The sequence below is a fragment of the Brevundimonas nasdae genome, from assembly GCF_019395145.1.
Classification (GTDB): Bacteria; Pseudomonadota; Alphaproteobacteria; order Caulobacterales; family Caulobacteraceae; genus Brevundimonas; species Brevundimonas nasdae.
In genome coordinates this window covers 259,010-275,862 of record NZ_CP080034.1, presented here as the reverse complement: position 1 = coordinate 275,862, position 16,853 = coordinate 259,010, and the positions used below count along the sequence as shown (strand labels likewise).

At 65.3% G+C, this 16,853-nt stretch carries 5 protein-coding genes; all 5 read right to left on the bottom strand.

Annotated features, from left to right (window positions below; translation table 11 throughout):
• Positions 1-60 precede the first annotated feature (60 nt).
• The gene (locus tag KWG56_RS01390; protein WP_219353440.1) at positions 61-13,341 is read right to left on the bottom strand and encodes a filamentous haemagglutinin family protein; all 13,281 of its coding nucleotides are present in this window, start codon (positions 13,339-13,341) and stop codon (positions 61-63) included.
• 112 nt (positions 13,342-13,453) lie between these two features.
• A complete protein-coding gene (locus KWG56_RS01385) occupies positions 13,454-13,993 on the bottom strand; it encodes a hypothetical protein (RefSeq protein ID WP_219353439.1) in 540 nt (179 codons plus the stop codon).
• Positions 13,994-14,003: 10 nt separating this feature from the next.
• A complete protein-coding gene (locus KWG56_RS01380; RefSeq protein ID WP_219353438.1) occupies positions 14,004-15,695 on the bottom strand; it encodes a putative porin in 1,692 nt (563 codons plus the stop codon).
• Positions 15,696-15,745: 50 nt separating this feature from the next.
• Positions 15,746-16,435, bottom strand: a complete 690-nt coding sequence (locus KWG56_RS18675) for an energy transducer TonB (RefSeq protein ID WP_244999593.1) — start codon at positions 16,433-16,435, stop codon at positions 15,746-15,748.
• Between the two features lie 5 nt (positions 16,436-16,440).
• On the bottom strand, positions 16,441-16,848 hold the full coding sequence (locus KWG56_RS01370; protein WP_219353437.1) for an ExbD/TolR family protein: 408 nt from the start codon (positions 16,846-16,848) through the stop codon (positions 16,441-16,443).
• Between the last annotated feature and the right edge of the window lie 5 nt (positions 16,849-16,853).

Here is a 16,853-nt window from a genome sequence, read left to right as displayed (position 1 = left end):
GGTTACTCCAGAAAAATCGAGAAGGGCGCGTCGATCGAACACGCCCTTCGTTACGAACGATCAGCCTTCGCCGAAGCCGAGGAAGCGGCTGGTGATGATCGCCGGCATGTCGCGGGTGATCGGGCGGGCGCGCTCGGCCAGGCGCGTGGCCTCTGCGGCGACAGTGCTGGTGGCGTTGGACGCCGCCGTCAGCGCGCTAGTGTTGACCGCAGCCACCACCGGGATGCCGACCGCGCTGCCCTTCACCTCGATATTGGCCGCGTTCAACACCTGCAGCGCCGCCAGGTTGACGTCACCGGAGACGCGGATGCCCGCCTCGCCCGCATCGATCGTGCCCAGGGGTGCGATCAGATCGATGTCGCCCGCCGGGATTTCCGGGATGGGCGCCAGGGTGGCGATGCCGGCGCCGGTGTTCTGGGTCGGCGGCGACAGGGTCACGTTGCCCAGATTGTCATAGACCCGGCGCGGCGGCTGATAGACGGCGGTCGATGTCGAGCCGCGACCGGCGTTGATGTCGCCCGTCGCCGACCACATGAACAGGTCGCCGCCGAAGGTGGTGAAGACCCTGCTCTGGCCCAGCAGCACTGATCCCTGGGCATAGATGTCGATGTCGCCAGAACCCATGGACAGGATGCCCGCGGTCGATGGCGGTATCGCGCCCCCTACGCCGACGATGGCCTGACCACCGGCGACCAGCACCTCGATATTGCCGCCGAACAGGGTGCGGATGGCCGAGCCGCCGACCATGGTCAGATCGCCAGCATAGGAGATGTCGTGTCCTTGCGCGTCCTTGTCGGGGAACAGGACCGCAATGGCGTTACGACCGCGCAGATAGGAGCCGAAGCGGCTGCTGTCGGTGTTGTTGTATTCGCGACCACCGGCCTTCAGCTCGTCGAAATAGACCAGTCGGGCGAAGACCGCGCGTTGTCCCTCGTCCAGCTTGCCGAAATAGGCCAGGGCGTCGGTGCTGTCGGTGGACTTGTAGCCGAAGCGATCCGACAACCACTTGGCCAGTTCGACCTCATAGGTCTTAACCACCTTGCCCGGTTGATCGGCCAGAGGACGACCGATCTCGGCCTTGTTCGCCGGGTCCAGATAGAGGGCGTTGAAGGCGTCATACTGAGGGCCTCCTGCGCCAACGCCGGTCATGACGCTGATGCCCGCACCGCCATTGCGGGTCGATGGCGACAGGTTGAACAGCGGACCGACCGAGGTGAAACGCCCCTTGTCGGACTGATAGATATTGCGCCCCGCCTCCACGACCAGATTGCCCGGTCCGGCGACGGTCATGTTGCCATAGATGATGTCACGACCCGCCGAGATCAGGGTGATGTCGGACTGATCATTATGCACCACCAGACCACCGGCACCGAAGACGCCTGGAATGCTCATCACGCTGCGACAATCGATACCGGCGTACAGACCACAACCAATCGCCGGCCCGGTGCCCAGATTGACGATGTCCCGACCGGCCCGAATCTTGGCTGCGCCCGAGTTCACATAAAATGTGTTTTGCCCGATGTAGGTGACGAAACCGACGTTCAGATTGCTGATGTCACCGCCTGCCGCATAGAAGAGCGCAGGCGGCTTGCTGGCCTGCAACAGCGTGCCGGTGGCCGTATCATCCTGGAAACTGAGCAGGGATCCGATAGCGTTCGGATTGTTTCCCGTAAACGGCGACGGCGTGTTGATGTTGAAACTAGGCGTGCGCTCGAAGCCCGTGACAAACGCCGGACGGAATGGGTTGGGCAAAAGGTCCAGTGCATTCGACATGCCCGACAGGGCGATCGGCAGGCCCGCAGCATGGATGCCCTGTCCGTCAGCCGTTCGGTAACCACCCGCAGCAATCGCGCGTCTGGCCAGAAACTGAACCTGTCCTACAGGCGAAGGCGCCAGTTCGAGCGGATTGAGGTTGCAGGTGTAATCGTCGCAACGCTCGCCATCCCAGAAGATGTCGCCGCTGGCCGAGACCACTTTCAGGATCGGCGGATACCAGTAGCGGCCATCGCGCGCCTTGGCGTTGCCCCCAGCCAGCGTCACCGGCGTCACATTGCCGCCTGCGCTGAACAGATTGATGCTGGTGTCGTCATGCCACAGCGAGAAGCTGGAGTTCATCATGAAGCCGTCAGGCCGCACGAAGACGCCCTGGTCGTTCAGATAGCCCAGCGAAGCCCCTGCCACAGAAGGCAATATCGAGCCCGGATCGCCAACGCCGGCCAACACCAGATCCCCGCGCGCATCCAATCGGACAGCGCCGTCACCGATGACGACCGTCAATCCGCCCACCGGAGTTTGCATGACCGTGCTGGTCAGGTCCTGCTTGCGTGGATCAATGGCGATCTGAGCGGAGGAATAGTACATCCGCCCGACAGCACCCGCGATCAGATTGATGTCGCCACGCAGGCTGACGACCGATCCCGCCAGGTCCTGCCCCAGCATATCCGCGCCGCCGTTCAGACGACCGCCGATCAGGATATTGATGTCGCCGCCGCCCGTCTGGACCAGGGTTCCATTTGTGACCACGCCGGAGGTGCGGGTGACAGAGGTCACGCGCCCTGTGCCGCCGACGGCGAAGTTCAGACCCGTGCTGGCGATCGCCGCGCGATTGCTGTCTGGAGTGCTATGGCCGACACGCGACCAGTCAGCAACCACCCCGGCGTCGCCGCCGGAGCGAACCGTCAGGTTTCCTCCGCCCAGGGCACCGACGCCCATGAAACCTTCCAGCATGGGGGCGTTGAAGTTGACCGTGGTGGTGATGCTGGCCGAATTATTCGGAACATAGCCGCCGAAGTTGATCCACCAGGCGGTAGGCATGTCCTCGCCCATCTGGGGCGTCATACCCTCACTCACCCCATAGCCGCCTTGACGCCACAGCCAGTTGCCGACCGAGCCGCTGCCAACGCGCTGAGAACCGCCTGAACGGCCGGTGGCGTAACCAATCATCCGCCCCTGTACGGCCAGTAGAACATCGCCGCCGTTTTCAGGATACCAGGCGCGGTAGTCCTGAATGGAGGCGGCATAGCCGTCGAAGCCCGCACCGATCCATGGATTCGCCAGGTTCGCACCGCCCGCAAGAATGGCGCGAGGCTGATTGAAGACGTTGTAGCCGTCCAGCGTCAGCCCGCCGATGTCCTCAGACGGCGTGCCCGCCGTATAGACCCCGTACAGTGACAACTGTTCGTAGGAACCACCGGCCAGCAGATCCAGAGATCCGGTTCCGGTGCGGATGACGCTGAAGTTCTGCATCCGCTTCAGCGCCGTAAGTTGGGCGGCAGGCAGGCCTGATTCAGTTGTCGCCTGCGGATTGAAGAAGTGGCGGTCGGACAGCGTCAGATTACCGGTCTGACCGGCTGGGGCCATTTCACTGGCGGCGCGAAGGGCGCGACTATCCGCAGAGCCGAGATCAGCGCCGGCGACCAGGCGCATCGACCAGGACTGCGAGCCCCGCTCCAGCATCGGAGCCACGGCCCAGATGCGTCCCTGGGTTCCGTCCGCCTGGATCGGACGGGTGTTCTGCATGACGCCGCCGACCGGCTGCATGTTGACGCCGACGGGGATGACGGCGCCCGCAGGCACGACGACGTTTGCGTTCAGGAAGACGTTGGCGGTGTTGAACAGGTTGAACGGCGTGCCCGCCGGAACCAGGGTGGCGCGGATCGACAGGTTACCCGCCGTGCCCGCGCTTTGGCGTGGCAGGACGGTGCCCGCGCCGAACCAGACGCCCGCCGCCAGGCTCGTGGTCACGGTCTGACCTGGGGTCCAGATCGGCGCCGCTCCCGCAGTGAAGGCAGCCTTGCTGGCCCAGATGGGCGCCGTGGGAACCCAGCCGCCGGTCGGGGCGGACATGCTCGAGTTCGACTCAAAGCCGAACGGGATCACCCCGCTGTCGCGACGCAGGGCCGTGCCTGACCGGATCATGACATCAAACGTCAGCACAGCGGTCGAGTTGGCGCCGCCCGGAATGGTGCTGGCGGTCGAAAGCGTGGGATCGCCGACAAGGGTGTAGGGCGACGTCAGAACCAGTGGCTTGCTGATGAGACCGAACGGACCATCGATCTCGATCTTGCTGTCACGCGGCAGGATGTCGCCGATCTGCAGTTGGGTCGAGGCGGACAGTGTCACCACGCTGGGCAAGGGCGTGCCCTTGGGCCAGGTCGTGGCCATCAGATCAACGTCCATCGGCAGGACGGCGCCCGCCCCCAGAGTGCACTGGGCGGGTAGAACCGTTCCCGCCGTCATGATCGCGCCTTTGGCGATGACGCTGCCGTCCGGCAGGCGGATCGTCGATGTCGCCACCCAGTCCTGGCTCAGGGTGTAGGACTGGGCCAGTTGCACCTCGGCGCCGATCAGGGTGTTGCGCTTGACGCTGAAGCCCTTGACCGGGGCGTCGAATGTCAGGCTGACCCCCATCGGCAGTTGCGCCCCCTCAGCCAGCTTGAGCGGAGCCGACAGTTGGTGATCGGCCACCCACTCCGTCGTTATGCCCTGCGTTCCGGGATAAAGGACCCAGCCGTTGTCATCAGGCGTGCGCGCCGGTTCGGCGAAGCCGTCCGTGATGCTGCCGTAGACATCCAGCTTGTCGGCGGCGCGGATCAACAGCACGCCCGCTTCACCCGAACCGTAAACCTGGGTCAGGGGCGTCGCTGCGTTCAGGCTGGCGTAGCGGTAACCCGCCATGTTCAAATCGCCGGACACGCGCAGGCTGTCGCCGGGCGCGCTGCGCAGTTCGACGCCCGGACGCAGATGGAAGGCGTCGGCATAGGTCGTCAGGCCAGACATTCGGCTGAGCAGGGCGGCATTGCCGAGGGCCGCGTTGATGAAGGCGGTGCTGTCGACATGCACGCCGTCCATCAGGGCCTGATCAATGACCCCGCCTGTTGGTTGGTAGGTGCGGAAGCCGTTCACCGACAGGCTGTTCGCGCCCTTGATCGTCAGCGGGCCACGGGCGTCGATAGCCACATCGTCGGCGCCCAGACGCCGGGCGTTCAACTCGACCTGACCGCGCTTGACGCCGTCTGCCGCCGACAGGTCCAGCGTCGCACCGGAGTTCAGGGTCAACAGACCGCCCGCCGAGGTCAGCTCGACCGTGGCGCGGTTGGAGGCGTCGATCACGGCGCCATACCCATCCACAATGAGGGTCTTGCCGCTGGCATCCAGAACCGCAGTTGAAGCCAACGTCAGATCGTCGCGCGCCGACAGCCGGATCGAGCCGGGACGATAACCGCTGGCGTTGATTGTTCCCGTCACCGTCAGGTCGCCGCCATCCGCCGAGATGGAGACATGGCGGGCCTGAACCTCGTCGCCGATGGTCAGGTCGCCGGTCTTGATGACGAAGCTGCGCGATTCCGTGACGCCGTTTTCCGTCAGACGACGGTTCAGGGTGGCGAAGTCGTTCAGGCTTCCAGCACGCACATCAATCGAACCATTGCGCATTGCCGGATCGGCAGGCTTGTCGCCGTTGCGGGCGCGCCCATTGATGGAGCCGTTCAGCGCCACCGCGCCTTGCAGCGCCGTGACCTTCAGCAAGCCTGCATGATTGTAGTCGGCGCTGATGTCGATGGTCGAACCGGCGGCCTGCTGAACCGAGCTATGGGTGCTTTCCAGCTCCACATCACCGCCCCAGCTGTAGCGGGTCTCATCGAAGAACTTCGTATCGCGTCCGGCCAGATCAAGGCGGGCGCCGTCCAGAAGCTGGATATCGCCCGTCGTCGCCGTCATCACCAGCTTGCCGCTGGGCAGGGCGATGGTGGTGTCGGCCAGAACCGTGCCCGCTGTCAGGCGGATTTCAGCGCCCAGAGCAGCCTCAACCTTGCCGGTTGATGCGGCCAGCCCTTCGGGGCGGCGGACATTGATCGTCTCGCCCGCCTTGTAGTGCAGACGCGAACCCGCCTGCCCGGTCAGCAGCGGCGTCGTCAGGTTCAGAACCCCGCCCTGCCCCGCCTGACCATAGACAGGCTGAGACTGATAGACGGCAAGATCGCCATAATGGTTGGCTTCGATCCGATCCGAGGCCGTCAGATTCACCGAGCTGAAGCCCAGCGCCAGGCGGTTCAGCGGAAGTGTTGCATCAATCAGAACGCCGTCCTGATAGCCCAGCACAATCCGCTCAGCGACTAGATCAAGTTTGCCCAGACCCGTGCCGGGACCATTGGCGATGACTGCGCCCGGCAAGGCGACCGTGGGGATGGGGTTGATGGGTGTGCCGTGATTGCCGAGCAGGCCGTTCCACACCAGGGTTCCGGTGGTGATGCGCGCAACATCGTCCGCCGTGCCGTGGCCATAGAGGGCAGGCGTATTCAGCACCAGTTGCAGGCTGGACTTGCCGGTCGCCGCGTCACGCGTGTCCAGACTGATCGAACCATAGAAGTTGATCGACTGGTTGGCGCTGAGCATCAGGCGCTCCAGACGCGGTGCGCCACTGGCCGCATCGCCGCGCATCAGGCGGTCCAGCACGGTCTGGTTCAGCGCGATGCCGCCTGGCAGAATGCCTTGCGCCGCCGCCTCGGCAAGCGCTTCCGTCGCGCCCAGATTGACCGAGCCGGTCGAGAAACCGAGGTAGCGCGCGCCATAGTTGACGTTCTCGCCCAGGCGCACCGCACCGGGGCTGACGAAGCTGAGCGTGCCGTCGGTGTAGATGGAGGCGCCATCCTCAACCGTGACGGCGCCAGAGCCAGAAGAACCTGCCACCGAGGTGTATTCCAGCAGCCCGTTGGAGACCGACAACAGGTTGATGTTGTCCGCCCGCAACGTATAGCCCATCGCCGACGAGAAGGCTGGATCGCCTTTGCCCAGGGTGCTGATCCGCGCACCCTTCTCGACCAAAATATTACCCTCGCCGTTCGTAATCAGCAGGACCTGCGGCGCGATCAGCTCGGCACCTTCCCGCATCGTCACGCCGCCGAAGCCCGAGCTGAATCCGATGCCGTTCGGCAAGCCGCCGCCCGCCGTGACCAGGATGTCGTTGATGTTGGCGCCCAGCGACCGTTGCGCCACGCCGCCGATGGTCATGACCTTGGCGCCGACAGCGTTCAGATCGGCCGCATACAGTGACAATGCGCCCGGCGCGGCCACGCCGCCTGCACCCAGGATCTCAAGCGTCAGGTTCCCCATGCTATAGGGATTGCCGCCGATCACGGCCAGCGAGCCGCCGATGCCGCCCTTTGCCGCATCGAACAGCCCCTTGCCCTTGAACGAGAAGACGGGGCGGTCGCTGTCATCACGGGGCGGGGTCAGGGCCAGGATGAAGGCCTTGCCATCCTGCGGCAACAACGACAGCGGATTGTCGAACTGCGCCTTTGCCGGCGCCGCGATCAGGAAGTCGCCGAAGCTGGTTTCATTATACTGGGAATAGGTCCGCACCGTCTTGGACGAGGTCAGGATGGCCTCGACCGGCAAGGCGTTCTCGGCCGTCGTATGCGCGAAAGTGGTCTTTACGCCCAGATGCACGGAGCCATCCGCCAGGGTGTTCAGTCCCCCTGCGCCCGCACGCAGGCTGGAACCCAGTTCGACACGGAACGCCCCTTCCATCAGGGCGAACTCGGCCGGCAGCAGCATATAGGCTCCGGCAGGCAGACCCGGCACGCCGTCCGGGATCACGATCTGCTGGCCCACGCCCGGCTGGGCATGACCCGCCAGCGCCGTGGGCGTCACCGACCCCTTGTAGTCGGGGACGATGGCGTAAACCTTGTTGTCGGCGTGGCTCAGCCCCTGGAAGGCGGGGTTAACGTTGGCCAAGGCCGTGGTCAGGATATCGACTGAACCACCGCGCCCGTTGATGAAGGCGCCCCCCGCAGGCGTGCCGCCGCCGGACAGGTCCAGCACCGAACCTTCGTCGGCGCGCAGCGAACCCAGAACCGTGACGCCCTGCACCAGATTGGTCGCCGCCTTCTCGACACCGTTCAGCAGCCACGTCAGGCCATCAGTCGTGGCGCCGAATGGAATGACCAGATCGCGTGCGCTGACCGACGTCAGGCTGCCGTTCAGCAGATTGATCTCGGACGTGGTCATCGCCACCTGGCTCCAGCTGGTCTGGCCGGGCTCAAGCGCTTCGGGGCCGGGCACGAAGGAATAGCCGCCGACACCCAGTTGGATCGATCCGAGAGGCGCACGCAGCACCCCGCCCTGGTTGATGATGTCAGCGCCCACGGTCAGCGAGCCGTAAAGGGACAACGGGGCCGACGGCGTCACGCCCTCCAGCTTGTGGAAACTGACTGTCCCCCCCGCCATCAGGGTGTTCCAGATGCTGGTATTGCCCGGAATCCGATACGAGAACTTGCCCGCGTAGATGCCTGCGTTCGCATTGGTCAGCGGATAGATCTGGGCCGCCGTCAGCGCGATATTGCTCAGCGCGTTCAGGTCGCCGCCGATCATGCGGATGTCGCTACGGCTCGTGATATTGACGACACTTGGCGCAGCATATTCGTAGTCGCGCATCCGCCCGTTGCTCAAGCCAATGCTGCCATTGACCCCGAACTGCGCGCTGCCGATGTCAACAAGTCCGCCCGTGATTGTCAGATCACCCCGGCCGATTTCAGGACGCTTGATCAGGGCCAGAGCCCCTGTCTGGCGGAACACCTGCTCGTTGCCCAGCATTCGACCGGCGCCGGCCAGTTTCACATAGGCGGCGCTCAGGCGTGCATCTGCGTCTCCATCCAGATTGGCGATCGTGCCTGTCAGCGTCAGGTTTCGTGACAGGTTCAGATCGATTGCGCCGTTCAGCAGGATGACGTCATCCGAGACCAGCGCCAGGCTGCCGAAACCGCCCTTCTTGATCTGATCCACGCCCACACGGGCCTGTCCGACGAAGTTGGCGACGCCTTCATTGCTCAGTTCCGCCTCAGCACTGGTCTGCCCCGGCGTCCAGCAGCCGGTGATGCAGTCGCCGAAGCGGATGTCGGAGCGCAACGAGGTCTCGTGCGTCTGATCCAGATAGATGCTGCGCAACTGGCGCATATAGTCAGGCATGTCGCGCGTCGGCGAACCCAACGCAGGCAGGTAGGGCGTGGTCAGGGTGACGGACAGCAACCCGCCCGAAGCCCCCTCGCCGCCTGCATGGGCCCGCATGTCGCCGTCAAGGAAGGCGCCATATTGCGACCAGAAGGCGATCGAACCGCCATCCGTCGCCAGTTTCAGCGTGTTGCGCGTCTCTGGCAGGGTGGTCGACAGATAGTCGATTTCGGCCGCAGCACCCGAGGCGTCCAGCACCGCGCCCGGACGCACGACCACATAGGCGGACGTCTCGCCGCCAATCGTGATCGAACCGCCCCTGGAGACATTGGCGTAGCGCAGACCGCGTGCGTCGATCGCCGTGCGGGCCTGGCCGGAAACGTCAACGACGCTGTTCTCACCCAGCCAGATGGCGCGCGAGGCGTCGTAGTGGATCACATTGCCCGCATAGTCTCGGTTGGTGTTTTCCTTAGGTCCGGCGGTCATGCTGACCGAGCCGCCGCGCGCCACGATCCGTCCGTCCATCAGTATGCTCTGGGCGGCGTTGAGGTTGACGGACTGTCCGTCATCGACACGGATCACGCTGTCGGCGCTGACGGTGACATTACCCGTGCTCAAAGGATCGCTGATCACGCCGCCAAAGGGGCTGATCCAGTTGCGGGGTCCGACACCGTTCGCCGTCAGGGTCAGGCCTGCGCCACGGCGCTGAATGAAGCGCCCGTTGACCGCATCTTCGCGGAACATCTCGGGCAGCCACAACTCCATGGCGTCTTCGGGCGCTGCGCCACTGGCGATGTCGGCGCTGGTCGTGGTGTAGCGACGCACTGGCGCGGTCACATCGATGACGCCGCGAACCTGCAGGTCGCCGCCCGCGCGAATGTCGTAGTTGGAGAAACCGCTCTGGAAGAAGCCCGCATCCAGATGCAGCGGCTTGGCCACCGACGCATCCACCGGCAGGATGGTCCCTGCCGCCAGCGTGAAGCCCTTGGGCAGTTTCAGCTCGACGTCCAGCACCGATCCCTTGGTGTAGTTGAACGAGAGCGGTGCGATCGGCACGCCATTTGGGAAGAGGTCGGCAGGCAGGATGTAGCCGGCTGGCACAGTGCCGTATCCGAAGGCCAGTGACGAACCTGCAGGCAGGATGTCGCCTTCGTAATACTCCATCCAGTCGTTGTCGTAGATCACCATGCCTGGCGGCACTTCCCAGTCCCGGGTCAGCTCCAGCCCATCGAAACTGAAGTCCGTGTCTGTCGGGAAGGCTTCGCCCGGCCCAACGCGATCGACGACGTAGTTGTAGTCGAAGGGCATTTCCGAACCCGCGCCCAGAACCAGAGCCTCGCTCAGTTGCAGGTCCATTGGCAGCGGCTGACCTGCATGCAGGACATCGCCGCCGCCCAGAACGGATTCGCCAATCGTGATCGGTCGCCCAGCCGCCGACAGCGTAAGGCGTCCGCCCTTGCCGTCGCCGGAACCATAGGAACGGACTTCACCGCCCAGAACCATTTCGTTGGCGTTCTCGCGAACCAGGAAACCGACACCCAGTCCCACGTCGCCGCCATTGGCGCTGACGAACGAACCATCCTCGCGGATCGCGCCGCCCGCTGAGGCGTCGACGACACTGCCCTTGCCCAGGCGCAGATCGCCCTGTCGGCTGTCCAGCACGATGGCGCCGCCATCCAGATGCGCCATGTCGGCCCGGTCGGTGCCCGTCGCCAGATTGACCCACAGCCCGCGCGTATCCAGCCGCACGCCCTCGCCCACGCTCAGATCCGTCACCGTCGAACAGCCCGACGAACAGGGCTGGATCGCCGCCAGAGAAATCGAGCCGCTGCGCGCGGTCAGATCGGCGTTGACCGCGATCTCCGTCGCGGCGAAGGCCAGTTGCCCGCCATTGGCCAGGATCACGTCGTTTTGGACCGTGATCTTGCCGCCCGCGATGCGCAGGGCGCCGAGCCCCGCATCATTGATGGTGTCCGCAGAGATCAAGACCTGGTTCTGCTTGACGCCGCCCGCCACGGTCGCCGCGTCGCCGATGACCACTTTGTTGTCGAACGGCGTAACCGTCTGGGCCGCAGGCGAATAGTTCTGGGCCAGGCCCGCGCCGATATAGAGACCGCCCGCCAGAGGCGAGACGTTCTGCGGCAGGCCGTAACCATCCAGGCGGTTAGGCATTCCATTGACGACGCCGTTCTCGTTCAGCGTCGGAGAGGTCTGCGGCCGCGCATTGATCTGACGTTCACCGACGATCACGTCGGCCATGATCTGTCCCTGCATCAGCACCGTCGGCGCCGACAGGGTGATGACGCCCGCATCACGTCCGACGGTGTAGCCGTCCTCCCAACGCGCACTGCGTCCACCGCTGAACAGCGGGCGGCCATAGACCTGCGTATAGGCGTCGCCCCAACGGTCATGGCTGCGAACGAAGGCGTCGCCGATAGACAGCATCTTCACGCCCGCAGGGGCTTGGCCGATGTCATACATCCGGCCGTCCGAACCCATCATCCGGGTGGACTGCATATAGCCGCCTGCATAGCGCATCGACCCGCCCGAGATATCGAGGACGGCGCCGTCCTTGATGATGATCTCGTTGGAGTTGATGTTGATGACACCGCCGACGGAGGTCCATTCGCCGATGCCATGCGCGGTGTTGCCCAGGTGACCGCCGACTTCCAGCAGACCGCCCGGCGTATAATAACGATCCCCGACATGGCCGCCCGTGCCGCTGGGCATCAGGACCAGATCGCGCACATCGATCCAGACGTCGGTGCTGCGGATGCCGTCGCCTTCACGGTTCAGCGCGGAATCGCGCATGTCGAAGGGCCGGACGTTTATCTTCAGATTGTTGGACGCCATGTCCATCATGACATCCTGGACGCCCGAAACGTCCAGCAGCGCGCCGCTGTCGATGGTGGTGCGCTTCATCGCCACGACCGCGATCTGCCCGCCCTGGGCGATGGTCTGTGATCCGCCCTCGAAGATGGCCTCGCCGCCGGTGCTGATCTCGACTCGCGACAGGTCCTTGCGGTCAGGCTGGAGATAGATGAGACGGCCGATGCCCTGGTTGTTCAGCAGCGAGGGGCGGCCCGTGGCGGTCAGGGATTCCGTGATCAGAGCATCGCGCTGGGCGTTCGTCGCCGTCGTCTTGCTGTCCAGCTCCGGCAGGATCAGCGTCAGGCTGTTTCCGGTCAGGGTGATGCTGCTGGTCGCATCGGACAGGTCAGTCAGCAGGTGAATCGTGCCGCGCGTGTTCACCGAGGTGGTGGACACCGCCACGCCGCCCTGAACGACAGTATGACCGGCCAGGGTGATGTCACCTTCGCGGGCTTCGATCACGCCGGTGTTGACAACACGCCCGTTGGTGCTGCCCGCATCCAGGGTGATGGCGATTTCCTGCCCACGGGTGGTCGAGGCCTGGTTGGCCAGAGTGCCGTAACCGCCGCGAACCTGGAAGTTGTCACCCGCCGACAGAATGGTCTGGCCGCGATCCGTCACGATCGTCCCGCGGTTCTCGACCGCCTTGCCCATCAGCATGACATAGCCGCCACCCTCGACCACAGTCGCGGGGGCGATGGTCTGGATGCGGGCGCCGGCCTCGACCATCACATCGCCGCCCGCATTGGTGAAGGCGGGCAGAGTGATCGGCGGCAGCCAGAACTCCGGCGGCATCACCACGTTGGAGTGGATGCCCCGCTCCATGAACTGAATGTTCGAGATATCCGCCGTCGAGGCGACGAGATTGCGAACATTGACCTGCGACGACCCGCCGAAGATCACACCGTTGCGGTTGATGATGAAGACCGATCCGTTGGCCTTGATGTTGCCCAGGATCCGGGTCGGGTCCGCCGACACGTCGGTCACCCGGTTCAGCACGACCCAGTTGGAGGCGTCCTGCGCAAAGACCAGATCGGTTTCACGCCCGACGTTGAAGCTGTCCCACGTCAGGATCGCCTTTTCGCGGGTCTGGTCGACGGTGACCAGAGTGCGGCCATCGGCGCCGATCGTCTGTTTCGGACCGTTGGCCCCGACCCAGAGACTGGGGTCCAGAGTGACGCCCTCGGCGACCTGCAAACCACCTTGCCCCAGACCATTGGGGACAGTGCTCTGTGCGGCGAAGGCGGCGGCGCGGGCCGCCGTCTGCGCATCCGTCATGGCCTGGCGGGTTGCGGCGGCGCGCGTGAAACTCTCCAGCGCGCGACGTGTGGCCGCGTTGGCGTCGCCCTGACGCAAAGCCTCGGTCTGGGCCGCGCGTGCAGCGGCGGCCGCCGGATCAACACCTGCGCTTCGGCCGCCCGAGATGCGGCCATTCTGCGCCTCTGCGACGCCCGCCAGAAGCATTGAGCCGAGCGACGCGCCGATCAACAGACGATTACGCAGCGATTGAGCTTGGAACATCATCGGACGAACTCCAGGTGCGCAACAGCCAGGATCACGGCGGCGCGGGCAGGATTGAGAAGGACGCCAGGCGCCATGCGGCGGGCGTGAAAAATCGAAATGAAACTCGGGATGCTCATCGGCGTGGCGGCGCTGCTGGACGGTCGGGACGCCAGGCCTGCGCCGAGACGCCAAGGTTCGGCCCCAACCGCAGGCTCACGCCCGACTGGCTGGCGACGCCGACCTGGACATCAGGCGCACCGGCGGTCGGAACATCGATCCCTGTTCGGGCCTGAGCCTGACTTTGCCGCGCGGCTGCCTGAAGCCGCTGAACCGCGCAATCCAGATGACCCGCGCGATAGCCCCCGACATCCACCTGAACACAAGGCCCTTCGGTCGAAGGCGGCACGACCACCGGGCTCATCTGCGTTGGGGCCGACGAGCGCGGCGACTGGGCCGACGCACCGACCGGCGCGGACAGAGCCACACCGATCAGCACGACGCGAATGAGCTCCCGTCCGGCACATCGCATACCGGACGGGAAAGACGACGAAGCGGGTCGCAGGAACCGGCGGGAACCGGAAACGCCGTGCGCCGTCTGGGTCGCGGCGATGGGACGATCAGCCCTGTGGGGATACAGGGCCGCCGCCGTTCTGGTCAGGAACATCATCGCCACGGCCGGTCTCTTAGAACCGGGTCGCCAGGTCGATCAGCAGGCGATCAACCGAGAAGGGCGCGTCAGCGATTTCCTCTGCCGATATCCAGCGGAACCCGGCCGAGGTGTTGCGCCCCAGGCCATAGTTTCCGCCGACCGTCCAGCCGCGGTTGTTGGTGCCGCCGATGTGGAAATCGCTTTCGGCCAGGGCGTCCAGAACCGCGTCGGATTCCAGATAGCGATAGCCGACCGTCAGGTTCCAGTCGCCGCGCTGGACGATGTCCAGTTGCCCCACGCTCAGGCGCGCCGACCAGCCGGTGTCGCCGCCGTCCCACGGACCGAAGGTCGTGGCGTTGACCATCGGGCCCAGGTTGTTGACGGCGCGCGCTGCGACCAGCGCCCGATCCAGACCCAGGTTGTTGACGTAATCGCCCTCGAAACGAACCGTGGTGCGTTGGTCCAGCGCATAGTCGATCTGGGCGCGCAGGTTCAGCACCTCATAGGCCGAAGCCAGACCGAAATACTGCACCTCCGGGCTGCCGACCGGATTGTTCGGGTCGGCGATCACGCTGCGGATCGGGAACAGGGTGTTGCCGAACTGCTGGAAGGCCGGACGCGTCGCGTCAGTGTCGCAGGTCTGCTCGTACCAGTAGCAGGGGCTGGAGACTTCGCCCTCGACGCCGTCGAAGTAGAAGTAGCCCGCCGCCGCCTTGACCTGCACCCGGTCCATCGGGCGGTAGTCGACGCCGAACTGAACGGCGCCCATGTACTTGTCCTGGCTCTTGAACGACCTGCCCTGGCCCACCGCCGCATTGCGCGTGCCGTAGTTCAGGCTGGTGTTGAAGATCGGGAAGGCGCCGACCGTGCCGAAAAGGTTCAGATTCTCGCCGAACCCGTGGCGGGCCGAAACCGCGACGCCGTCAAAGTTGAGATCGTCGTCAAACAGAAGGTCCGAAGTCCAGAATGGATTGGCGAACCGGCCAAGGCTCAGATCGACATTCTCGACGGGCGTCATATGGATGGCGGCGCGGTCCAGCCACAGGGCGTATTTGCCGAACTCGCCATTGCCGCCCAGGGTCTGGTTGGTCGAGACGGGTGAGCTGTCGTTACCGGTCGCGATCCGCACCTCGGCCGAGATCCAGTCGTCGATGCGGACATTGATGCCCAGACGCGCGCGGACCCGAGCGCGTTGCCGGTCTTCCAGGGTGTTGAGGTAGGGCGGAGCAATATAGCCCGGCGTCTTGTCATTGATGTTCTGACCGCCGCCCGCGTTGATGGCGCCGAAGTCCTCGAAGATGTCGCTGTTGGCCTTGTCCATGAACAGGCCCTCGGCGCGCACGCGGACATCGCCGCTCAGGGTGATGCGCTGGGTCCATTCCGGCGTCTGGCCGGGCGCCGACCAGCCCTGGGCCTGAGCCTGGGTTCCCAGTTCGGCGCGCAGTTCCGCCTTCAACTGCTCACGCACGACCAACGGCACATAGGGGATGGTCTGGACGCCGTTGACGACGCCGCCAGCGGGGACGGGCGGAAGAGGTGCAGGACGCGTGGAGGCTTCGGCGATCAGGCCGTCGGCCTCTTCACGCGTGACCAGGCCCTTGGCCACCATCAGCTCCAGCAGACGGGTCGAATCCACCTCTCCGGCGATGACGGGGTTGGCCGCCATCAGCGACAGCCCGGCGGTGCAGGCCAGAAGGGCGGGTTTCAGACGAGACAGGCGGTTCATGGGCGTTCCCTTGAGCATTCTGGGTTCGGCGGGCTGGCGCGGCATGGCCGTCAGCCGCCCGCGCGGGCGTTGAGTTCGATCCGCATCACCGGCAGTCCGGCAGGCGGTTTTTGCGGCAGTTGCAGTCCGACAACCCGCTCCTGCAGCCGCGCATCGCGCGCAGCGTCGCCGGTTGAGTTCAGCAGACGGGCCGAAACGATCCGACCTTCAGGCGACACCGTCACCATCAGCCGCGCGGTGTAGCTGCCCCGCGCCAGCACGGCGTCCGCCTGAACCCACTGACGGATCGCCCCATGCGCCAGATTGGCGTAGGCGCCGAAGCCGCCGTCACCGCCGCCGGGTCTTCCGCCGATGCGCGTGCCGGAGCCGTCGCCGACGGCGAGGCCGTAGTTGGAGGGTCCGGCGCCTTCGCGGGCGGTCAGGGCGCTGTCGCCGAGGGTCGGTTGGGCCGGAGCGTCAGGCGGGGGCGGAGCCTGATCGACCGGCTGGTCCATTGGCGTGGGCTTGGGCTCGGGCGGCTGCTCCTGCGGCTTGACCTCTGGCGGCGGCGGAGGCGGCGGGGGCGGCAGAACCACCCGCACCGTCTTGTCCTCGCGCTGACGCTCGCTGACCGTGGAGGGACGCAGGAAGGTGACCGCCACGATCACCGCCAGAACCCCGACGACGATTACGACCGGCCAGCTGATCTTCGAGCGGCGGCGCGGGGGCGGCGGCTCGTCGGCCATGAAGGCGTAGGTCATGGCTCTCAGCCCTCGCCCGGCGGACGGGTGGAGGCCATGCCCAGGCTGGCGACGCCCACCTTGGAGCACAGGTCCAGCACCTGCATGATCTGATCGTACTGGACCGCCCGGTCGCCGCGCAGGATCACCGCCGTCTCCGGCTCCGAGGCGATGGAGGTGCGCAGTTCGCCCTCCAGCTCGGCCATCGACACCGGCACGGCGTCGATCGACACCGTGCCGTCATTGGCCACGGCGATGACCCGCGACTTGGGCTCGTTCAGCGACTGGGACGCCGAGGCCGACGGCAGGTCGACCTTGATCCCCTGCACCGCCGCCGTCGTCAGCAGAATGAAGATGATCAGCAGCACGAAGGTCAGGTCGACCAGCGGCGTGATGTTGATCTCGTTGTACGGCTTCTTGCCCTGGACCTGCATGGCCG

Coding starts and splice junctions, on each gene's coding strand:
- KWG56_RS01390 (WP_219353440.1), bottom strand. CDS start 13,341: ATGATGTTCCAAGCTCAATCGCTGCGTAATCGTCTGTTGATCGGCGCG.
- KWG56_RS01380 (WP_219353438.1), bottom strand. CDS start 15,695: ATGAACCGCCTGTCTCGTCTGAAACCCGCCCTTCTGGCCTGCACCGCC.
- KWG56_RS18675 (WP_244999593.1), bottom strand. CDS start 16,435: ATGACCTACGCCTTCATGGCCGACGAGCCGCCGCCCCCGCGCCGCCGC.
- KWG56_RS01370 (WP_219353437.1), bottom strand. CDS start 16,848: ATGCAGGTCCAGGGCAAGAAGCCGTACAACGAGATCAACATCACGCCG.